This is a genomic window from Herbaspirillum lusitanum, assembly GCF_046025995.1.
Lineage (GTDB): Bacteria > Pseudomonadota > Gammaproteobacteria > Burkholderiales > Burkholderiaceae_D > Herbaspirillum > Herbaspirillum lusitanum_A.
This window is the reverse complement of the sequence record NZ_JAQQFM010000004.1, coordinates 281178-303188: the sequence shown is the minus strand read 5'-3', so window position 1 is coordinate 303188 and position 22011 is coordinate 281178. Positions and strand designations below refer to the sequence as shown.

Below are 22011 nucleotides of genomic sequence, written 5' to 3'. Positions count from 1 at the left end.
CAAGAAGATATTTATGGAAACTCAAGTAATGTTTAGGCCTAAGGTATCAATCATCACTGTAGTCTTCAACAATCAGAACACGATTTGCGACACCATTCGTTCGGTTGCGGCACAGACTTATGACAATGTCGAATACATCATCATTGACGGCAAATCGACGGACCAGACGCTTCAACGCATTGCCGAAAATCAGGCGCATGTCACAAAGCTTGTGTCGGAGCCCGACAAGGGAATCTATGATGCCATGAATAAAGGCATTGCCTTGGCATCAGGTGATATCGTAGGTTTTCTTAATGCCGATGATATCTATGCGCATGACGGCGTAGTGCAGAAGGTGGTCGAGGGTTTTGCCGGAGGGCATACTGATGCCGTATACGGTGATCTTTGTTACGTCCGCACAGAAGATACCTCTTCAATTGTCCGCTATTGGAGATCTTCATCATTTCGCAAAGGATCGTTTTCGTTTGGCTGGTGCCCTCCTCACCCGACCTTCTTTGTAAAGAAGACGGTTTACGATCAATGTGGCGGATTCGATCTGGAATATCGTATTGCCGCCGATGTCGAGCTGATGATGCGTTTTCTTGAGGCGCGTTCAGTCACGTCGCAATATATTGAAGGCGTATTTGTGAAGATGAGACTGGGAGGGACAACCAATAAGAGCATCAGCAATATCGTCAAGCAAAACGGTGAAATATTGCGGGCATTGCGCAAACACAACTTATCCTCCAGCGTGACGCTATTTGCTGTCCGCAAGCTGATATCGAGAGGACGGCAGTTTATTTCTCGACCTAAGGCCGCATCCTTGGAGCAATGATGCGCGTTGTCGTTACTGGGGCAAACGGATTTGTCGGCAGGGCATTGTGCAAATTACTCAGAGAAACGGGGTATTTTGTGGTCGCGGTCGTCCGTTCAGATCGGGACGGGGTGGGTATTGCTGCCGATGAGGTTTGTGCGTGCGGGAATATTGATGCCGGGACTGACTGGACTTTGATATTGGCTGGTGCGGAAGTTGTGGTCCATCTGGCAGCTCGTGCTCATGTTCTCAGAGAGCAGACCTCAGATCCCTTGGCAGAATTCAGAATCGTGAATACGGCTGCCTCTTTGCAATTGGCACGCAAGGCTGAAAGCGCAGGTGTTCGGCGTTTTATTTTCATCAGTTCTATAGGTGTGAATGGAGCGCAAACAGCTGACAAGGGATTTACCGAAAACGATATTCCGGCTCCTGCTAGCGCTTATGCCATTTCAAAATGGGAAGCAGAGCAAGGACTGGCCCAAATCTCAAGTAGCGGCGGCATGGACGTGGTGGTTGTTCGGCCTCCTTTGATATATGGGCCGGGCGCTCCTGGTAATTTCAATATCATGATGAAATGGCTCGACAGAGGCGTTCCGTTACCCTTGGCTGCTGTCGACAACAGGCGTTCGTTTGTAGGGCTAGACAATCTGACTGATCTGATCAAAGTGTGCGTCACGCACTCCAAGGCGGGAGGACAGACATTTTTGGTTGCGGATGGCGAGGATATCTCAACGAGTGATCTGTTGCGCAGGTTGGGAATGGCCTTGGGCAAACCTGCCAGACTTTTCTCTGTTCCTCCGCGGATGCTGGATTTAGCCGCAACTGCAATGGGAAAACGTGATATTTCCGTTCGCTTGCTTTCATCGCTGAAGGTGGACTCAGGTAAGGCAAGAGCGATGCTGGAGTGGGTGCCCCCGCTTAGTTTGGATGCAGGTCTGCACGAAACGGCACGGGCATATCTAGGATCGTCTGATCATGTTTCTAAGTCGTAAAAATGAAAAGAATATTTGATTTGTGCTTAGCGGCTGTAGCAACAGTTTTCTTGTTGCTGCCCTTGCTTGTGGTGGCGTTCATGGTTCGCGTAACTTCCCCGGGGCCGGTGCTTTACTGGTCGGACCGGGTCGGCCGGCACAACAGAATCTTTAAAATGCCCAAGTTCCGCAGCATGAAAATCGGGACGCCGGCGGTGGCCACCCATTTGCTCAGTGACCCGGACATGTATTTGACCTCCATTGGCTCATTTTTGCGACGTAGTAGTCTGGACGAGTTGCCGCAGCTCTGGAGTATTTTTAGAGGGGATATGAGCTTTGTCGGCCCAAGGCCAGCCTTGTTTAATCAATATGATCTGATTAAATTGCGATCCGAGAATCGTGTTGACCTTTTGGTTCCCGGTTTGACCGGATGGGCTCAAGTGAATGGCCGGGATGAATTGCCGCTTCCACAGAAGGTAGCTTTGGAAGTTGAGTACTTGCGGCGGCGTTCGTTTTACTTCGATTTGAAAATCTTATGGCTGACCGCCGTTAAGGTAGTGCTGCGAGAAGGGGTATCCCATTGATGGGCAGCCGTACTGAATTTTTTTCATGAGCAAGGAATAAAAGAATGAGCGACATGCCGCATTCGCAGCAAGACGATGAAATTCGTTTGGGGGATATGATTGAGTTTGTCAGAAAGGGCTGGAAGGTCATCGGATCTTGTATCGTCCTTGGCGGCGTGGCTGCATGGGGTGTAGCGGCATTTACTCCGCCAAAGTATGAGGCGAGTATGCTGGTGGAAATGGAGCAGATCACCACCAGCGACGGCAGAACCGGCGAGGTCGAGGCGCCCGCGCTTTTGATAGAACGGTTGCGCCAGCCTTCCGCATATACAAAGGACATTGCGGATAAATGCGGTTTTCAAGATAGTTCTTATGCCCAGGAAACGCTCGCCAGTATCGTGGTTGCAAAGGCCCCAAGGTCATTGACGAATGTTGTGGATTTTTCCGTTCGAAGGCCCAATCAGGACGTCGCAAAGGGCTGCGCAGATGCCTTGTTCGAAATGATCCGAGCTCAACAGGAAAAGCTTGCTGCTCCGTTTGAAGAGAACCTGAAGCGTAGTCTTGATAATCTGCGCAAGCGACTGCAGGAAAATCGCGACTTCATGGCCAAAATGGAAAGCACAGGCCTTTACCAGACCGTGTATTTGGCGAAGCGTGACGAACTCGTCAATTTGTCCGCAAAAATCGACACCCTGGAGAGCGCCTTGCTAAAAAATCACCATACCCGACTCGTTACGCCAATTTACGTTTCGTCGCGCCCCGTGGAGCCGCGTAAACCGCTGTTGTTGATCGTTGGCCTGGCAATCGGAACCGTCGTAGGCCTGATGCTGCAGCTGGGACGTATTGTGTTCAATAAGCGGAAATGAAACTGGCTTGTTTCCGAATTCATCGATGCAGGAATTGATCTTGCAGTTTTATAAAAATATTTAGTTAGTTGGGTATGCAGAGTCGTCTCATTCGTCTGCCAAAAAATATCAAGCAGGTAATTGTCATCGCTGTGGATGTAGCGATGTCGCTATTGGCCACATGGCTGGCATTCTCGTTGAGACTTGATACGTGGTACTGGCCTCGGGGGTACCAGTGGCATGTCTATCAGATTGCGCCACTGCTTGCCTTTCCTATTTTCGTACGACTTGGCTTTTACAGAGCAATCTTCAGGTTTACGGGGATGTCTGCGATGTTCGCGATTGCCAAGGGTATCGGGACCTATGGCCTCTGTTTTTTTTGCCTTCTGCTTTGGTTGAATTTTCCAGGTGTGCCGCGGTCTGTGGGCGTGCTTCAGCCGCTTCTTCTGCTGATTTTAGTGGGCGGCAGCCGTGTTGGAGCGCGCTTCTGGTTAAATCATATTCTTCCGGAGCGCCATGAGGATGCTTCGCGCATTGTGATATATGGTGCGGGTGAGGCGGGGGCGCAAGTCGCAGCTGCGCTCCAGCAGAAAAAACCTGGGGCGGTTATCGGTTTTCTTGATGATGATCCGCAATTAGAAGGAAAGACCGTCAACGGACGGAGGGTTTATGCTCCGAACGATCTGGAAAATCTGATTAGTTCTTACGGCATCACGGATGTCTTGCTAGCGTTGCCTGCAATCGGGCGCGCTCGCAGAAATCAGATTCTGGCGAATTTGCGCCGCTATCAGGTGCATGTCCGCTCGTTGCCCGACCTTACTGATATCGTCAGAGGGCGCGTCGCAGTATCTGATATCAAGGAATTGGATATCGCGGACTTGCTTGGACGTGACCCTGTGCCGCCCAATTGGGCGCTGATCAGCCGTAACATCACAGACAAAACCGTGATGGTTACCGGTGCGGGGGGAAGCATTGGCAGCGAATTGTGCCGGCAGATATTGGATGCACGTCCTTCTTGTCTTTTATTAATTGATCACAACGAATTCAGCCTTTATTCCATCCACGAAGAGTTGCTGAGGCAGGCAAAGCTTCATGGAGTGCCAGTTATACTTGTGCCATTGTTGGGAAATGTTCGTGACTATCCCCGCATTAAGGAAATCTGCAAGACCTGGCGGCCTCGAACGCTTTATCACGCCGCGGCATACAAACATGTTCCGATGGTGGAACACAATCCGGCCGAAGGCATTCGAAACAATGTGCTAGGAACTTACAATCTGGCGCGTGTCGCTGTTGAAGAGGGCGTGAGCGATTTCGTTTTGATCAGCACAGACAAGGCAGTTCGTCCTACGAATATCATGGGTGCCAGCAAGAGGCTTGCCGAATTGATTCTCCAGGCCTTATCAGCTTGTCCTAATCCCATATTCGGGATTGGCAAAGACCCTGACGGGATAGAACAGTCAAACAAAACGAGATTCTCAATGGTGCGTTTTGGTAATGTATTGGGATCGTCGGGATCCGTTGTTCCCTTGTTTCGGCAGCAGATCAGGGATGGCGGCCCTGTAACGGTGACCGATCCTGAAGTTACACGCTACTTCATGACTATTCCTGAGGCTGCACAATTGGTAGTGCAGGCCGCCGCTATGGCGGAAGGTGGCGAAGTGTTTGTGCTCGACATGGGCGAGTCAGTCAAAATCATGGATCTGGCTCGGCGCGTCATCGAATTGTCCGGAATGGCGGTCAAGGAAGCGGGACATGATTCTCATGGCGATATTGAAATAGAAATTACCGGTTTGCGTCCAGGAGAAAAACTCTATGAAGAGCTGCTGATCGGCGAAAGTCCTCAACGTACGATTCATCCCCGTATCATGAAAGCGCACGAAGATTATTTGCCGTGGAGTGAACTGGAGCCAGCATTGCATCGTCTGTTTGAGGCTGTGGCTGCGAATGAGGTTGCTCATATCAGGGAGATTCTCGGGCGCTTAGTATCTGGTTATGTATCTTCGACAGACATCGTCGACTGGGTATACTTGGCCGCCACTCAAGAAGTTGGCTGACATATTTAATTTCAGTTACGTAAAATTGAACCGATTGGCGCTATTAAGGATGATATGAACGGGATATTCCAATCTATATTCAAAGCCTACGACATCCGCGGCATCATCGGCAAAACGCTGGATGCCGACGTTGCCCGTGGGATCGGCCAGGCCTTCGGCGCTGCTGCGCTGGCAAAAGGTCAGAAATCGGTCGTTATCGGACGCGATGGCCGTCTGTCCGGCCCGGAGTTGTCTGCTGCGTTGGCGCAAGGCTTGCAATCGGTAGGCGTTGACGTGATCGATCTGGGTATGGTGGCGACGCCCATGGTGTATTTCGGCACCAATGTGCTCGATTCGCAATCCGGCATCATGGTGACCGGTAGCCACAATCCGCCTGACTACAATGGCTTCAAGATGGTGCTGGCCGGCGAGGCGATTCACGGCGACACCATTCAGGCGCTATATCACGCCATCGTCAAGGGCGAATTCCCGCAAGGCAGCGGCGGCTACAGCACCCACGACATCAAGGACGCCTACATCAAACGCATGCTGAGCGACGTCAAGCTGGCGCGGCCGATGAAGATTGCGGTCGACTGCGGCAACGGCGTGGCAGGTGCTTTCGCTGCCGAAATCTATCGCGCCATGGGCTGCGAAGTGACTGAGCTGTTCTGCGAGGTCGACGGTACTTTCCCGAATCACCATCCCGATCCGGCACATCCGGAAAACCTGCAAGATCTGATCCGTTGCCTGCAAGAGACCGATAATGAAATCGGTCTGGCTTTCGATGGCGACGGCGATCGTCTCGGTCTGGTGACCAAGGGTGGTCAGATCATTTTCCCGGATCGCCAGTTGATGCTGTTTGCCGCCGATGTGCTCACGCGCCATCCCGGCAAGGAGATCCTGTACGACGTCAAATGTACGCGCCATCTGGCGCCGTGGATCAGCGCCCGCGGCGGTCAGCCGCTGATGTGGAAGACCGGGCATTCGCTGGTCAAGGCCAAGCTGCGTGAGACCGGTGCGCCGCTGGGTGGCGAGATGAGCGGCCATATCTTCTTCAAGGATCGCTGGTTCGGCTTTGATGATGGCTTGTACGCCGGCGTGCGCATGCTGGAATTGCTGAGCCGTGAAGCCGATCCATCGGCCTTGCTCAATGCCTTGCCTGAATCGGTCAGCACGCCTGAGCTGCAGTTGCAGTTGCAAGAGGGCGAGAATTTTGCACTGATCGCCAAGCTGGCCAGCGATGCCAAATTTACCGATGCGAAAGACATCATCACCATCGATGGTCTGCGTGTTGAATATGCGGATGGCTTCGGTCTGGCGCGGTCATCCAACACCACGCCGGTGGTCGTGATGCGTTTCGAAGCTGAAACCGAGGAGGCGCTGGCGCGGATTCAGGCCGAGTTCAAGCGCGTGATTCTGGCGGCTCGCCCGGATGTGGTCTTGCCGTTCTGATCGGAGTAAGATGCTGGCCCACAAGCCAATAACAGTCACAGTGGGTCAGCCTTGAAAATTTTGATCGTCCGCGTGTCCTCGCTGGGGGACGTCGTGCATAACATGCCCATGGTGGCGGACATCCGGCGCCACTTTCCCGATGCGCAGATCGACTGGGTGGTGGAAGAGGCCTACACCAGCCTGGTACGGTTGAATCCAAATGTCGCGCGTATCATCCCCATCGCGCTGCGCCGCTGGCGTAAAAGTTTGTCAAGCGCGGCGACGCGCGCAGAGATTTCTTCCTTCCATCGCCAGCTACGCGAATTCGAGTACGACTTTGTATTCGATACGCAGGGCTTGCTCAAGACCAGTATCGTGATGCGCATGGCGCGACTGGCTCCCGGCGGCAAGCGTGTCGGTCTGGCCAATGCCACCGAAGGTTCCGGTTATGAGCCTTTGTCCCGGATTTTTCATACGCAAAGCGTCAAGGTCGGCTTGCATACGCATGCTGTGATGCGCGCGCGCCAGGTTGCCGCCGTCGCGCTCGGCTATCAGATCGGTGATGCCGACTCAGCCGACTTTGCTATGCAGGCGCCGCCGGCGGATATTCCTCACGAATGGTTGCCGGATCAAGGCTATGCCGTGTTCTTTCACGGCACCGCACGCGCCGCCAAGCAGTGGCCGCAGGCCAATTGGGTGGAAGTAGGCAACGCTTTGCAGGCGCGCGGCTTGCCGGTTTTGCTGCCGTGGGGAAGCACGCGTGAAAAGAGCGCCGCGCAAGAACTGGCGACGCAGATTCCCGGCGCCATCGTATTGCCGCAACTGAGCATGATGGAAGCTGTGTTGCTGGTGCAGCGTGCTCATCTGGTGGTGGGCCTGGACACCGGGTTAACTCATATTGCTGCAGCTTATTGCCGCCCCACGGTCGAGTTGTATTGCGATTCCCCGCGCTGGAAAACCGAAGGGAACTGGTCTCCGCGCATCGTCAATCTGGGCGACACCGGCGCTGCGCCGGATGTGCCGCAAGTGCTCGCAGCCATCGGGCAAGTGCTGGCCTGATGCAGATTTGAAATTCCTCTTGTGCCAGTCTCCGACAGCTTTGTCGCCAGCTTCGACGCCGTCGGGAGCACTTGCTTGATGCACATCAAATCGCTCGGATAAAGTCTTAACATCCTTGCCGCAGGGGCTTTTGCGGCAGATCGCATGGATACACGCGGCTGCTGCAAGCGGGCATAATAGCGGGATGGAATCCCAAATCATCGAAATCGATCTGGCCGACTGGCAGGTCAATGCACCCAATCAGGAATGGATTGCCGGCCTCGAAGCCGGCAAGGTCTTGTATTTCCCGCATCTGGCGTTTGAATTGCTGGAGTCCGAGTTGTCTCTCCTGACGCCGGAAATCCGCGACCCCAAAAAGCGCAACATCAGCCTGGATGAACGCGGTCATCTCAAGGGCGCTGCTGCCGGCGTTGACAATCAGCTGGCGCTGGCGCTGATGATCGGACGTTTTCGTGAGCAGGCGCAGACGCTGGTTTATTCGCTGTTGCCGAAGTATCGCGGCCAGTTGCGCCTGGCGCCGACCAGCTATCGTCCGACCCAGGTCGAAACACGCACGCAATCCTGGCGTGCCGACGACCGGCGTCTGCATGTCGATGCCTTTCCTTCGCGTCCCAATTACGGCGAACGCATCCTGCGCGTGTTCTGCAATATCAACCCTGATGGCGTGCCGCGCGTGTGGCGCGTTGGCGAGCCTTTCGAAACCGTGGCGGCCAAATTTCTGCCGCGCGCCAAGCCCTATTCGCGCTGGCAAGCCAGTGCGCTGAAAGCGCTGCATGTCACCAAATCGCTGCGCAGTGAATACGATCATCTGATGCTGCAACTGCATGACGGCATGAAGGGCGATCTGGAATATCAAAAGAACGCCGGGCAGATCACCATGCCCTTCGCCGCCGGCTCGGTCTGGGTCTGTTTTTCGGATCAGGCTTCGCACTCGGTGATGTCGGGCCAATACATGCTGGAGCAGACCTTGCATCTGGCGGCCGCCAAGCAATACGATCCTTCCTCCAGCCCGCTGGCCATCCTCACCCGGCTTGCCGGGCACCCACTGGTCTGACGCTGATGCGCCTGTTTTATTCGATGTTGTGGTGGATCGCTCTGCCGCTGGTTCTGCTGCGTCTTTGGCGACGTGGCAGAAAAGAGCCGGGCTACCGCCAGCACATTCCGGAACGGATCGGTTTTTACCGGCAGCTTGATGCGATACCGCCTCAGGCGCGCAACAAGCTGATCTGGGTGCATGCGGTGTCCGTCGGCGAAACCCGCGCCGCAGAACCGCTCATCAATGCCTTGCTGCAGGAATATCCGCAGCACCACGTCTTGCTGACACACATGACCGCCACCGGCCGCGCCACCGGCAAACAACTCTTTGCCACGCACGGCGAGCGCGTTATCCAAAGCTTCTTTCCCTACGATACCGGCTGGATGTGCGCGCGCTTTCTGCGCTACTTCAAGCCCGTCATCAGCATCTTGATGGAAACCGAGGTTTGGCCAAATATGGTCGCGCAATGTCGCCGCCAAGGCGTGACTATGCTGCTGGCCAATGCCCGTTTGTCGGCGCGCTCGCTACGGCGCGGCAAGCATTTTGCCAGCCTGCTGCGGCCCGCCGCTGAAGCCATCGATTGCGTCGCCGCGCAATCTCCTGCCGATGCGCAGCGCCTGAGCGAATTTGGCGCGCGCGAGGTGCACGTCACCGGCAGCCTGAAATTCGACGTGATGCCGCCGGCTTCGATGCTGGAACTCGGCGCGACCTGGCGCCGGCAAATCGGTGCGCGGAAAGTGCTCTTGTGCGCCAGCACGCGCGAGGGTGAAGAAGAATTGATTTTCGCTGCATTGAAAAATAGCACGCAGCGCAATTGGCTCACAGTGCTGGTGCCGCGTCATCCGCAGCGCTTTGGCGAAGTCGCCGCATTGGCTGAAGCGCGGGGACTGAAAGTGGTACAGCGATCGTCCATGGGCGAGGCCACCTTGCCGCTGGATACCGACATTCTGCTAGGCGACTCCATGGGAGAAATGTTCGCCTATTACGCCGCCTGCGATATTGCCTTTATCGGCGGCAGCTTGTTGCCGCTGGGCGGGCAGAATCTGATCGAGGCCTTGGCCCTGGGCAAGCCGGTATTGATCGGGCCGCATACGTTCAATTTCCTGATGGTGACCGAGGACGCGATTGGCGCAGGGGCGGCTTTGCGTGTAGAGGACGCCGGTGACATGCTGACGCGCACGAACATGCTGTTGACTGATTTCGCGCTGGTCTCTGCCATGAGCAAGGCCGCCGCAGGATTTGCACAGCAGCATCAGGGGGCGACAACCAGGACCTTGCAATTACTGTCCCCTATGCTGGTTCGATAGTTTGCCAAAATATTCACCATGGCTAATTCATATCTTCCTCTTTCATCTGTATGAAAAAGAGCGTAGGGCATGCTTCGCCCATCTGTCGTTATTGGTAATGGTCAACGGGCCTATCGTCAATGCGCATTAAGGCTGATGGTCTCATCGGCGCCGCCACCGGATTTACTCGCCCTCTCGGAGGATGCAAGACCCTGCTCAACTGAAGCGTACACGCCTCAACTTTCCCGTCATCTCAAAAACGTCAGAGGCCCGGGCTGAATGAGAGACTTGGAAATACTCATGTATCTTCCGACAGCATCGTTGCCTTTGAATGCTTGTTGTCTCAGTGTTCATGACGACTCACGAATCTAATTGTCGAGATATTTCGACAATAAATTGGTGACCTGAAATCTGCTGCCCGCAACTGACAGATGATCGTCGTCTGCGTACATGAGAGTTCCCTTGCTATCGAATATCCGGCATTCGGAATTTGGGCAGAACGTATCAAGGCTTTCAATCAGGGTGACATTTTTCAAATTTCGGGCCCAGGTGATGTAAGACTGTTGACGTAACATCACTGCAGATTTCTCAAGAGCGCAATTTTTAGTATCCCACCTGAGAGGACGTGGCAGGCACAGCTCTGGCGGATGCTCTAATTCCGGATTCTCCAACAGCAAGAACACCTGTTTGTTGTGTCTGCTCAATTCATCGATGGTTTGCTGCAAGCCTTCCATATAGGTTTCAACCGAAACGGCTCTGCCGTGTAATACATCAAGCGGTCCTGTAAGTGGTTCTGTTCCAGTGAAATAAATGGGGCCACGCATAATAAGAAAGATTTTCTGAATATCTTTTTTTGCGATGACAAGATCAATCAATTCCCTAATTCGGCGTGCGCAATCAAGCTTTTCTGATTCCGTCTGACCATAAATAGGCACCCCAAGCAAAGGGGGACAACTACTGTTTGCCAGCAATACCGAATTGATATGTCGCAGTTGAAGATGCTCTGCGATGCCGGGAAACGCGACATGAGCATGGCTGTCACCCACGATGGCAAATGTTGAAGCAGAGCGCATATTGCTAAACCGGCAATAGGGAAGCAAGGGGCCGGTCGCGCCAGCGTATTCAAGGCATTGTTTATCTATCTCCGCCGTTCTTATCAGTTCGTTCCTGTTATTCGCATAGTCGCGAATCGATGTGCGGTATGGCCATCCTTCGTTTTGGTATGTAACGTATCCAGCACATCCAATCATGGTGATCAATATGGCGCAAGCCGCGGCTGTCCAGGTACCGCTACTTTTGAAGCGAATCGGGCGTTCAATTAGTCGATAGGTCAGCCATGCTAAAAATACTGCGGCTGCGACCAGAAACAAGCGAACGGCAGGTTCTGGAGTTTTACTCTCAATAATTCTTGCGAAAGAAAGCAGCGGCCAATGCCAAAGGTAAAGGGGAAAACTGATTGAGCCTATCCAGACAGCAAGGCGATTTGATAAAACCGTCCGATTGAACCAGGCGTTTGGTCCGGCATATATCAGCAGAATGGTTGCCAAGACAGGAAGGGCTGCCCATTTTCCGGGAAATGGCAGCTCTTTATTGATGTGTTCAAAACCATATGCCAGCAATACGGCTCCAAACAAGGAGCAAATGTTCCTGATTGAAGGTTCCGTTATCGGTGGAACCCAGCCATATTGGCGTATCCGCGATGCCAATGATGAACTACTCTGGTTGCGAGATAAATATGCTAGAAGTCCGCCGCCAAGCAACTCCCAGAATCTCGTATGAGGTAGATAGAATGCCTCCACCGGGTTGAGCGAGACTGCCCGAACATTTAGGGCAAAAGACAAAAGTAGAACGGAGACCGCTGCTGCCAAAAACAATGCTCTGCGTTTCCACAATAACCAGACCAGTATTGGCCAAATAATATAAAACTGCTCCTCGATTCCCAGACTCCATAAATGCAGTAAGGGCTTGGTGTCAGCTGAATTGTCAAAATACCCGGTCTCGGCAAAAAGAATCCAGTTGGATATAAAACTCGCCCCGGCAGCGATATGTTTCCCGAGTTGTTTGTATTCGTCACTAAGCAACACATACCATCCGAGCAGGAGGCTTGCGCTCATAACCAGGATCAGGGCAGGAAAAATTCTACGTATTCGTCTGATGTAGAACTCACGAAAGCTAAAGTGTCCCTTGCTTGAGCTCTCAAAAATGATCGCAGAAATGAGGTATCCAGATATGACGAAAAATACGTCTACCCCGACAAATCCTCCCCGCAGCATCTCCGGAAACGCGTGGAAAATTACCACTGATAATACCGCTACAGCCCTCAAGCCATCGATGTCCGGGCGGTATTGCAGATGAATTGGCGGGTTTGATTGTCTTGTCATTGAGGTTAATTAAAAAAAGAGCAGGCGCGAAGCCTGCTCTTATAACTCATATCAGTTAACTGTCAAGACATACCTAAATTATTGCTTGCTTTTAGAGGGCTCAGAATTTTCATTCAGCCCGCCACCCAAAGCCTTGTACAGATCGATCGCATTGTTCAGACGCAACTGGCGCGCCTGGATCAGTGCTTGCTGTGCCGAGAACAGGTCGCGTTGCGCGTCGAGCTGGTCGAGCGAGGAGGCGATGCCGTTCTTGAAGCGCAGGTCGGTCAGTTTCAGGCGATCCTGCTGGGCGGTGAGGAAGGCTTCCTGCGCCTTGATCTCTTCGTCCAGGCTGCCGCGTGCCACCAGGGCATCGGCGACTTCCTTGAAGGCGGTCTGAATCGTCTTCTCGTAGGTCACGATGGCCTTGTTCTTGCGCACTTCAGCCAGGTCGAGATTGGCGCTGTTGCGGCCGTAGTCGAAGATCGGCAGCGACAGCTGCGGACCGAAACTCCAGGCGCCCGAGCCCGATTCGAACAAGCCGCCCAGCGTGCTGCTGGCGCTGCCGAAGGAGCCGGTCAGCGAGATCTTCGGAAAGAAGGCTGCGCGTGCGGCGCCGATGTTGGCGTTGGCAGCCAGCAGGCTCTGTTCGGCCGAACGGATGTCGGGACGACGGGTCAGCAGGTCGGACGGCAGGCCGGCCGGGATGTCGGTGACGATCTGTTCCTGCGACAGCGTGGGCGCCGCCGGCAGTTCATTGATCTTCTTGCCGACCAGCAGCGTCAGCGCATTTTCAGCCTGTGCGCGCTGGCGTTCCAGCTGAGCCTTGGAGACCCGCGCCGATTCCACCAAGGTTTGCGACAGGCGCAGATCCAGTGCCGATGAAGCGCCGACGTCGAAACGCTTTTGCGCCAGATCGATGTTGGACTGACGCGATTCCAGCGTCTGTTGCGCCAGCAGCAATTGCTCGGCATAAGAGCGCTCGGTCAGATAAGCCTGCGCCACTTGCGCGATCAGGCTGATCTGGGCCGACTTGCGGGCTTCTTCCGTCGACAGATAGGTCGCCAGCGCTGCATCCTTAAGGCTGCGTACGCGGCCGAAGAAGTCCAGCTCGAAGGCAGGCACTGCCAGGCCGACCTGATAGCTGTTGCTGATGTAAGGCTGGCCGGTCAGCGACTGGCTGGCCGCAGTGCGGCTACGCGCTGCCGAGCCGGAAACGTTCAGGTTGGGCAGCAGGTCGGCGCGCGTGATCTGGTACTGGGCGCGCGCTTCTTCGATGTTCAGCACGGCGGTACGCAGATCGCGGTTGTTTTCCAGCGCCGCCGCGATCAGCGCTTGCAGGCGCTGATCTGGGAAGAACTGGCGCCAGCCGAGACTGGACGCATCCAGATCGGCCTTGCCGCCGGCATCTGCCGGATAGCTGGTTTCCACCGGCGCCGCCGGGCGCTCGTAGGTGGGCGCCAGCGTGCAGCCGGACATGACGCCGGCCACCAGCAGGACTGCACTCAGATGGCGCAAGCGCAGTGTTGAAAAATTAAGCATTCTTGTCCTCCACATCGATCTTGTGATTGGCTGCGTCCAACTCACGTTGACGATCGCTGCCTTTGAAAATTTTACGCACGACGACGAAGAACACCGGAACCAGGAACACGGCCAGCACGGTCGCGGTAATCATCCCGCCCATCACGCCGGTACCGATGGCGCGTTGGCTGGCGGAGCCGGCGCCGCTGGCGATCGCCAGTGGCAGCACGCCGAGGATGAAGGCCAGCGAAGTCATGATGATCGGACGGAAGCGCAGGTGCACCGCTTCCAGCGTCGCTTCGATCAGACCCATGCCTTGTGCTTGCAGGTCCTTGGCGAACTCGATGATCAGAATCGCGTTCTTGGCTGACAAGCCGACCACCGCAATCATGCCGACCTTGAAGTACACGTCGTTAGGCATGCCGCGCAGCGTCACGCCCAGCAGCGCGCCGAGAATACCCAGCGGCACCACCAGCATCACCGCCAGCGGGATCGAAGTGCTTTCGTACAGCGCAGCCAGCACCAGGAACACGGCGATCAGCGACAGTGCATACAGCGCCGGCGCCTGCGAACCGGAGGTCTTTTCTTCCAGCGACTGTCCGGTCCACTCGAAGCCGAAACCTGCCGGCAGCTTGGCGACGAAGCCTTCCATCTCGTCCATCGCCTCACCGGTACTGCGGCCCGGTGCTGCACCGCCGGCGATCTTCATCGCCGGATAGCCGTTGTAGCGAATCAGCTGCACCGGACCGTTGATCCACTTGGAGGTGGTGAAGGCCGAGAACGGCACCATGGTTCCGCCGGAGTTCTTGGCGTACAGGTTGGTCAGATCTTCCGGTTGCAGGCGACGATTGGCATCGGCCTGCACGATCACGCGTTGCTGACGGCCCTGATTCGGGAAGTCATTGACGTAAGACGAGCCCAGCGCTGTCGACAGCACGCTGTTGATGGTCGAGTACGGCACGCCCAGCGCATTGGCCTTGTCGCGGTCGATATCCAGTTGCAGCTGCGGCGCATCTTCCAGACCTTCCGGACGGACGCCTGCGAGCACCTTGCTCTGTGCCGCCATGCCGAGGATCTGATTGCGGGCCTGGACCAGTGCAGCATGTCCCAGACCGGCGCGATCCTGCAGACGGAAGGTGAAGCCGGTGGCATTCCCCAGTTCAGGGATAGGCGGCGGGTTCAGCGGGAACACGATCGCATCCTTGATCTGCGAGAAGGCGCCGAAAGCCTTGCCGGCGATGGCATCGGCCGACTGCGACTTGTCGCGATCAGCCCAGTCCTTCAGCGGCGTAAACACCAGACCTGCATTCTGACCGCTACCCGAGAAGCTGAAGCCGGCAATCGCCACCACGTGCTCGACGGCCGGATCCTTGAGGTAATAGTCTTCGATGCGCTTGATCACTTCCAGCGTACGACCGGTGCTGGCGCCAGGCGGCAGCTGCACGTTGGTGATGATGTAGCCCTGGTCTTCGTTCGGCAGGAAGGACGCCGGCAGACGCACATACAGCAGACCCACGCACGCCACGATCAGCACGTACAGGATCATGTAGCGGCCGGCCTTGCCCAGCATCTTGGCGATGAAGCCCTGATAACCGGCGGCGGTCTTGTTGAAGCGACGATTGAACCAGCCGAAGAAGCCGGACTTTTCGTGGTGGTGACCCTTTTCCACCGGTTTCAGGATGGTGGCGCACAGCGCCGGGGTCAGGGTGAACGCCATCAGCACCGAGAACACCATCGAGGCCACCATCGCCAGCGAGAACTGGCGATAAATCGCACCCACCGCACCGCCGAAGAACGCCATCGGGATGAACACCGCGATCAGCACCAGCGTGATACCGATCAGCGCGCCGGTGATCTGGCCCATCGCCTTGCGGGTTGCTTCACGCGGCGACAGACCTTCTTCGCTCATGATGCGTTCGACGTTTTCCACCACCACGATCGCATCATCGACCAGAATACCGATCGCCAGCACCATGCCGAACATGGTCAGCACGTTGATCGAAAAGCCGAACAGCAGCAGCGTGGCAAACGTACCCATCAGCGCCACCGGCACGACGATGGTCGGGATGATGGTGTAGCGGATGTTTTGCAGGAACAGGAACATCACCAGGAACACCAGCACGATCGCTTCGATCAGGGTCTTGACCACTTCCTCGATCGAGATCTTGACGAACTTGGAGGTGTCATAAGGGATGGTGTACTTCACGCCGGCCGGGAAATACTTGGACAGCTCTTCCATCTTCTTGTGCACGGCGGTGGCGGTGCCCAGCGCATTCGCGGTCGGCGACAACTGCACGCCGATGAAGGAGCTTGGCTTGCCGTCCAGACGGCCGGAGGTGTCATACGACTGGCCGCCGACTTCAATGCGGGCGACGTCGCGCAGACGCACCGTCGAGCCGTCCTGATTGGCGCGCAGGATGATATCGCCGAACTGTTCGGGACTGGTCAGCTGGCCGTTCACCACCACGGTCGCAGCAATCTGCTGCGTGCCGGGGCTAGGCAGCGCACCCAGCGTGCCGCCCGCCACCAGCGCATTTTGTGCGGTGATGGCGGCCGTCACGTCGGCCGGCGTCATGTTCAGACCGATCAGCTTGTTCGGATCGATCCAGATGCGCATCGCGCGTTCGGTGCCGAACAGCTGCGCCTGGCCGACGCCCGGCACGCGCTTGACTTCGTTGAGCACGTTACGCGACAGATAGTCGCCCAGGGCCACCGGATCAAGCTTGCCGTCGGTCGACGACAAACCGATGAACAGCAGGAAGTTGCTGCGCGACTTGGTCACCTGCACACCTTGTTGCGTCACCGCCGCCGGCAGACGCGCTTCCACGCGCTTGAGGCGGTTCTGCACATCCACCGCAGCCAGATCGGCATTGGTTTCAGGCGAGAAGGTCACGGTAATCTGCACCTGGCCGTTGGCCTGGCTTTGCGATTCCATGTATTGCAGACCGTCGGCGCCGTTCATTTCCTGTTCGATCAGGCTGGTCACCGAATCGTCCAGGGTTTGCGCGGTCGCGCCCGGGTAAGTCGCCGTGACCACGATGGTCGGCGGCGCAATGCTCGGATACTGGGCGACAGGCAGGCCGGTAATGGCCAGCGCACCCGCCAGTAATATGAAGACTGCTAACACCCACGCAAAAACGGGGCGATCAATAAAGAACTTTCCCATCTGACAGCCTCTTAGTTAGCTTTGGTGGCGGCTTCTTGCTTGGCCGGAGCCTGCGCCGGAGCGGCAGGCTGAGCTTGCTGAGCCGGTGCGGCAGCATCGCCGACGCCACCCTTCCAGGGCACCGGTTTCACGGTGGCGCCCGGCTTGGTTTTCTGTACGCCTTCGACGATCACGCGGTCGCCGGCCTTGAGACCGTCGGTGATGATCCAGCTGTTGCCCTGTGCCGAGCCGGTCTTGACCGGACGTGCAGCAACCTTGTCGCCTTCACCCACCACCAGCACGGACGAGCCGTTCAGGTCGCGCGCCACGGCTTGCTGCGGCACCACGATGGCTTGTTCGTCGACCGCCTGTTCAAGCTTGGCGCGCACATACATGCCCGGCAGCAGCGTGCGGTTCGGGTTCGGGAATTCAGCGCGCAGTGTGACGCTGCCGGTGGTGGCATCCACCGTCACATCCGAGAACAGCAACTTGCCCGACTGCGGATAAGCGCGGCCGTCGTCAGTCACCAGCGTGACCTTGGCCTTGCCCTGACCCACGGTTTGCAGCTTGCCGCTGGACATCGCTTGCTGCAGCTTGAGCAGATCGGTGCTCGATTGCGTCAGGTTGACGTAGATCGGATCCAGCTGTTGCACCACCGCCAGTTGAGTCGCATCGCTGCCTTGACCGACCAGTGCGCCTTCCGTCACCAGCGCGCGGCCGATGCGGCCGGAGATCGGCGAAGTCACGGTGGCATAGCCCAGGTTCAGCGCGGCGGTCTGCACGGAGGCCTTGGCTGCTGCGACATCGGCTTCAGCCTGCTTCTGGGTCGAAAAGGCGTCGTCGTATTCCTGCTTGCTGACGGCGTTGACTTCCACCAGCGGCTTGTAACGCTGCGCCTTCAGCGTGGACTGGGTGACGTTGGCTTGCGCCTTGGCCAGCGTGGCTTGCGCGCTGTCATAAGCGGCCTTGAACGGGGCCGGATCGATGCGATACAGCACCTCGCCTGCCTTCACTTCGGCGCCTTCGCGGAAGGTGCGCTTGAGCACGATGCCGGCGACGCGGGCGCGCACTTCGGCGATCCGCGTGGCTTCCAGGCGACCGGGCAGGTCGTTGCTGATGGTGATGCGCTCAGGAGCGATGGTGACGATGGATACCTCGGCCGGAGGCATGCCGGCACCGGCTTGCGCATTCGGTTTTTGTCCGCAGGCAGCCAAAGCGGCGGCAACTGCGACAGTCAGGGTAAGGCGCGTGAAACGACTAACTGAGCTCATAAATATCTCGCACGTAAGTAAAAAGTAAGGCACCGCTGCAGCGGCGATGAATCGAATTCGGTGAAACGAATGAAACAGCAAGGCTAACGCAAAATTGTTGCAAAGCAAAAAATGCGGGCAAGTCGGCGTCGAAAGACTGGGTTGATTATTTTTAAAGCAGATTTAAAGCAGGGGCTTGAAACGGGTGTTATTATACATACATTCGTGTATGTATGTATTTCTTCGGTTCAGCCTCATAATTTAACAAATTACTTGGGCTCAGCGTAGAAAAATATGAGCGATCTCTTACATTTTGAGCGCCAAGCGCCGTCTTTCCTGAGTTCTTGCTGCCTTTTCAGGCAATGGAATTTGGCGAAAACGAGTTTGCGCTGCGTCAAAATGTTGCACCATTGTCAGGGAGTAAAGTGATCATGTCGTCACACAAGATGTCGAGCGCAAAGTCAGGGGTAATCCGGATGGACGGTATCAAGCCGTTCCCGATGGAAAATTCGCATTCAGGTTGCGTCGCATCATTTTGTGCCGGCGGCAGGCCTGAAATGAGTGATTTTCCGTCGTTGGCAGCATTCGCTACCCTTCACGGACGGCTCTGACATGGCACGCTCAACCAAGGAAGAAGCATTGGAAACCCGCGCCCGCATTCTGGATGCGGCCGAACAGGTATTCCACGAACGCGGCGTCTCGCACACCTCGCTGGCGGACGTCGCCAAGGCCGCCGATGTGACGCGCGGCGCGATTTACTGGCACTTCAAGAACAAGAGCGATCTGTTCGACGCCATGTGCGAGCGCGTGCGGCTGCCGATGGAAGCCATCATGGAAGAGAATGCCGATCAGCGCGTGACCGATCCGCTGGGGGAGTTCATCAAGGGCGGGGTGTTTGTGTTGAAGCAGGCGGTTACTGATCCGCGCTGCCGCAAGGTGTTCGACATCATTTTCAACAAATGCGAATTTGTCGATCACGACGATCCGATTCTGGTGCGCCAGCGCGAATGCCACATGCAGGGCATGTTCCGCATGGAGCAGATTCTGAACAACGCCATCTCGCGCGGCCAGTTGCCGCCGAATCTGAATGTGCGGCGCGCCTGTCTGATGGCGCACGCGGTATTCAGTGGCTTGCTGACGGACTGGTTCTTTTCGCCGACCAGTTTCGATCTGGCGGAAGAGGCCGAAAATCTGCTGACCGCGGCCATTCACACGCTCAAAACCGCACCCACGCTACAGAACTGATCAGGGCGGCGGCGCCGTCAGCAAGACATTGATCTGCTGCAAATCCTCTTCTTTCAGACTTGCGCTGGCCGCCTTCAGCTTCAGGCTGTTCATCAGCGTGTCGTAACGCGCCTTGGCCAGATCGCGCCGGGTTGAGTACAACTGCTGCTGCGCGTTCAGCACATCGATATTGATGCGCACGCCGACCTGATAGCCCAGCTTGTTGGAGTCCAGCGAAGACTGACTGGAAATTTCCGCCGCCTCATACGCCTTCACCTGCGACAGGCCATTTGCTACCCCGAGATAGGCCTGACGCGCATTGAGCACGGCGGTGCGGCGCGCGTTCTCCAGATCGGAGCGTGCTTTCTCGGCCAGCGCCACCGCCTCGGTCACCTTGCTGCTGACCGAATTGCCGGAATACAGCGGAATATTCCATTGCACGCCGATTGAGTTGCTGTAGCCGCGCCCGTTCAGGTAGGGCGTGCTGACGCTGTTCTGATCGCTGAAACTGCGCTTGACCACCAGATCGACGGTCGGCGTATGGCCGTCGCGATTGCGCTTGATTTCACTCTGCGCGATCTCCAGTGCGATCTGCTGCGCCACCACGCCGTAATTCTGCATCTGGGCACTGGCGACCCAGGTATCGATCTGCGCCGGCTGCGGCGCGCTGAGCTTTACGTCCGGGCGCAGCACAGACAGCGGCGTCGGCGGCGCGCCGATGATCTGCTGCAGCTTGCTCAGCGCAACTTCCAGGTCGTTCCGGGCGGCGATTTCCTGGGCATTGGCGAGGTCGTAGCGGGCTTGTGCTTCGTTGGTGTCGGTGATGGTCGAGGTGCCGATCTCGAAATTGCGTTTGGCCGAAGCCAACTGCTCTGAAATCGCGATCTTCTGGGCGCCAAGGAAGGACATCGCATCCTGCGCCGCCAGCACGTCGAAATAGGCCTGGCCGACGCGCAGAATCAGATCCTGCTGCGCCTGCGCAAATTGCGCTTCGCTGGAAGCGACCGACAGCTTGCCTTGCTGGTAGGTTTCCCAATTGGCCAGGCGCAGCAGCGGCTGCGTCAATTGCAGGCTGTAGGTATTGCTGGCGCTGCCGAAGTTTTCATCCGAGCGGGTATAGGCGCCGCCCAGACCCACCGCCGGCAACAGCCCCGCGCGGCCCTGGGTGATCTTTTCCTGGCCGGCCGCCAGCGCGTAGCGCGCGCTGGTGTAGACCGGATCGTTGGCCAGCGCCAGCAGATAGACCTGTACCAGATCGGCAGCTTGCACCAGGCCGGCCGGGGTGAGCAGACTGGCGGCGATCACTGCATGGGAAATAAGTCGGCGCATGGGATTGGGGACTCTGCAAAATTGCCGGCTGTGGCGACGGGCCGCTGCAGAGCGGGCGGGGAGATGCAAGGTCGGGGCGTGAGCTGCAGAAAGCCGAGGCCTGAGTTGCCCAGCAACGCCTTGCCGTCTTCGTGAGGGCGAGGCGTTGCGGATTCAGGAGATCAGTAGGTCGGCATGGCGGAATCGACCTGGGTCGCCCAGGCGTGGATGCCGCCGGTGAGATTCGCCACCTTGGTAAAACCCTGACGTTCCAGAAAAGCGGCGACCTGAGCGCTGCGCGCGCCGTGATGGCAGATACAGACCACCGGCTGTTCTTCATCCAGTTCGGCAAAACGGCCGGGAATGGTATTCATGGGGATCAGGGTCGATCCCTCGATGCTGCAGGTCTGGTTCTCCCAGGGCTCGCGCACATCGAGCAGGAGAGGCGTCGGGCGCTCTGAATCGGCGATCCAGGCGGCCAGTTCCGGGGCGGTGATGTGCTCCATGCAGAATCCTAGAAAGTGAAGTGGGAGAGGGTGGTCGCCGCGTGCAGCGCTTTGGTCTGCAGTTCGACGATGCCGACGGTATCGAACACCTGTTCCGAGGTACGGGTGATCACTTGCAGCGTCATCACCGGCGCTTCGCCGATCACCGCCAGCAGACGGCCGCCGACCTTGAGTTGCTTGAGGAAGGCGTCCGGCAGCACCGGCAGCGAGCCGGAAATCACGATCACGTCGTATTCGGCAGCCTTGCCGTCGGCGCCGGTCCAGCCTTGCGCGCCGTTGCCCAGTTGCACATCGACATTGACCACGCCGTTTTCAGCCAGGTTCTGCTCGGCCAGGGCTTTCAGCTCAGGCGAGATTTCCACGGTGGTGACGTGACGCGCCTTGTGCGCCAGCAGCGCCGCCATGTAGCCCGAACCGGCGCCGATTTCCAGCACGTATTCGTGTTTCTTGATCGCGGTTTCCTGCAGCACGCGCGCTTCCAGCTTGGGGGTGAGCATCACTTCGCCGCCCGGCAGCGGGATTTCGGTATCGAAGAAAGCCAGATTCTTGTACACGCTCGGGACGAAATCTTCGCGCTTGACCACCATCAGGGAATCAAGAACGTCTTGCGCCAGCACGTTCCAGGGGCGGATTTGCTGTTCGATCATGTTGAAGCGGGCTTGTTCGATATTCATGGCTTA

General features: G+C 56.8%; 17 protein-coding genes. 10 read left to right on the top strand and 7 right to left on the bottom strand.

Features of this window, described 5'->3' with window-relative positions; genetic code table 11:
- The first annotated feature begins 13 nt into the window (after window positions 1–13).
- From PQR62_RS09970 to waaA, 9 genes are all read left to right on the top strand, one after another.
- Window positions 14–814 (top strand): glycosyltransferase family 2 protein, encoded by an 801-nt coding sequence (locus PQR62_RS09970; protein ID WP_408157385.1) that lies wholly within the window; start codon window positions 14–16, stop codon window positions 812–814.
- Complete coding sequence (locus tag PQR62_RS09965) at window positions 811–1785, top strand: UDP-glucose 4-epimerase family protein (RefSeq protein WP_408157383.1); 975 nt, start codon at window positions 811–813, stop codon at window positions 1783–1785. Before PQR62_RS09970 ends, PQR62_RS09965 begins: the two co-directional genes overlap by 4 nt.
- Before the next feature lie 2 nt (window positions 1786–1787).
- Complete coding sequence (locus tag PQR62_RS09960; RefSeq protein ID WP_408157381.1) at window positions 1788–2348, top strand: sugar transferase; 561 nt, start codon at window positions 1788–1790, stop codon at window positions 2346–2348.
- A 44-nt stretch (window positions 2349–2392) separates the two neighbouring features.
- Window positions 2393–3193 (top strand): Wzz/FepE/Etk N-terminal domain-containing protein, encoded by an 801-nt coding sequence (locus PQR62_RS09955; protein ID WP_408157379.1) that lies wholly within the window; start codon window positions 2393–2395, stop codon window positions 3191–3193.
- Window positions 3194–3267: 74 nt separating this feature from the next.
- Window positions 3268–5226, top strand: coding sequence for a polysaccharide biosynthesis protein (locus PQR62_RS09950; RefSeq protein WP_408157377.1), 1959 nt, complete (start codon window positions 3268–3270; stop codon window positions 5224–5226).
- Window positions 5227–5280: 54 nt separating this feature from the next.
- On the top strand, window positions 5281–6657 hold the full coding sequence (locus PQR62_RS09945) for a phosphomannomutase/phosphoglucomutase (RefSeq protein WP_408157375.1): 1377 nt from the start codon (window positions 5281–5283) through the stop codon (window positions 6655–6657).
- A gap of 51 nt (window positions 6658–6708) precedes the next feature.
- Window positions 6709–7695 (top strand): lipopolysaccharide heptosyltransferase I, encoded by a 987-nt coding sequence (waaC, locus tag PQR62_RS09940; protein WP_408157373.1) that lies wholly within the window; start codon window positions 6709–6711, stop codon window positions 7693–7695.
- A gap of 184 nt (window positions 7696–7879) precedes the next feature.
- Window positions 7880–8749: a Kdo hydroxylase KdoO gene (gene kdoO / locus PQR62_RS09935; RefSeq protein WP_408157371.1), complete on the top strand. Its 870-nt coding sequence runs from the start codon at window positions 7880–7882 to the stop codon at window positions 8747–8749.
- Between the two features lie 5 nt (window positions 8750–8754).
- Window positions 8755–10038 (top strand): lipid IV(A) 3-deoxy-D-manno-octulosonic acid transferase, encoded by a 1284-nt coding sequence (waaA, locus tag PQR62_RS09930; protein ID WP_408157369.1) that lies wholly within the window; start codon window positions 8755–8757, stop codon window positions 10036–10038.
- A 347-nt stretch (window positions 10039–10385) separates the two neighbouring features.
- Here waaA and PQR62_RS09925 read toward each other — a convergent pair whose 3' ends face one another.
- The 4 genes from PQR62_RS09925 to PQR62_RS09910 form a co-directional block, all read right to left on the bottom strand.
- On the bottom strand, window positions 10386–12398 hold the full coding sequence (locus PQR62_RS09925; protein ID WP_408157367.1) for an acyltransferase family protein: 2013 nt from the start codon (window positions 12396–12398) through the stop codon (window positions 10386–10388).
- A 78-nt stretch (window positions 12399–12476) separates the two neighbouring features.
- Complete coding sequence (adeC, locus tag PQR62_RS09920; protein WP_408157365.1) at window positions 12477–13919, bottom strand: AdeC/AdeK/OprM family multidrug efflux complex outer membrane factor; 1443 nt, start codon at window positions 13917–13919, stop codon at window positions 12477–12479.
- Entirely contained in the window at window positions 13912–17064 is a 3153-nt protein-coding gene (locus PQR62_RS09915; protein ID WP_408157363.1) for an efflux RND transporter permease subunit, read from the bottom strand. Before PQR62_RS09915 ends, adeC begins: the two co-directional genes overlap by 8 nt.
- A gap of 11 nt (window positions 17065–17075) precedes the next feature.
- The gene (locus PQR62_RS09910) at window positions 17076–18314 is read right to left on the bottom strand and encodes an efflux RND transporter periplasmic adaptor subunit (RefSeq protein ID WP_408157361.1); all 1239 of its coding nucleotides are present in this window, start codon (window positions 18312–18314) and stop codon (window positions 17076–17078) included.
- 591 nt (window positions 18315–18905) lie between these two features.
- On the opposite strand from PQR62_RS09910, the gene PQR62_RS09905 reads away from it, so the two are divergent.
- Window positions 18906–19538, top strand: a complete 633-nt coding sequence (locus tag PQR62_RS09905) for a TetR family transcriptional regulator (RefSeq protein WP_408157359.1) — start codon at window positions 18906–18908, stop codon at window positions 19536–19538.
- On the opposite strand, the gene PQR62_RS09900 is transcribed toward PQR62_RS09905, so the two are convergent.
- The 3 genes from PQR62_RS09900 to PQR62_RS09890 all read right to left on the bottom strand — a co-directional run bounded on the left by PQR62_RS09900 (window position 19539) and on the right by PQR62_RS09890 (window position 22005).
- Window positions 19539–20846, bottom strand: coding sequence for a TolC family outer membrane protein (locus PQR62_RS09900; RefSeq protein ID WP_408157357.1), 1308 nt, complete (start codon window positions 20844–20846; stop codon window positions 19539–19541).
- 161 nt (window positions 20847–21007) lie between these two features.
- Complete coding sequence (locus PQR62_RS09895; RefSeq protein WP_408157355.1) at window positions 21008–21331, bottom strand: rhodanese-like domain-containing protein; 324 nt, start codon at window positions 21329–21331, stop codon at window positions 21008–21010.
- Window positions 21332–21339: 8 nt separating this feature from the next.
- The gene (locus PQR62_RS09890) at window positions 21340–22005 is read right to left on the bottom strand and encodes a protein-L-isoaspartate O-methyltransferase family protein (protein ID WP_408157353.1); all 666 of its coding nucleotides are present in this window, start codon (window positions 22003–22005) and stop codon (window positions 21340–21342) included.
- Between the last annotated feature and the right edge of the window lie 6 nt (window positions 22006–22011).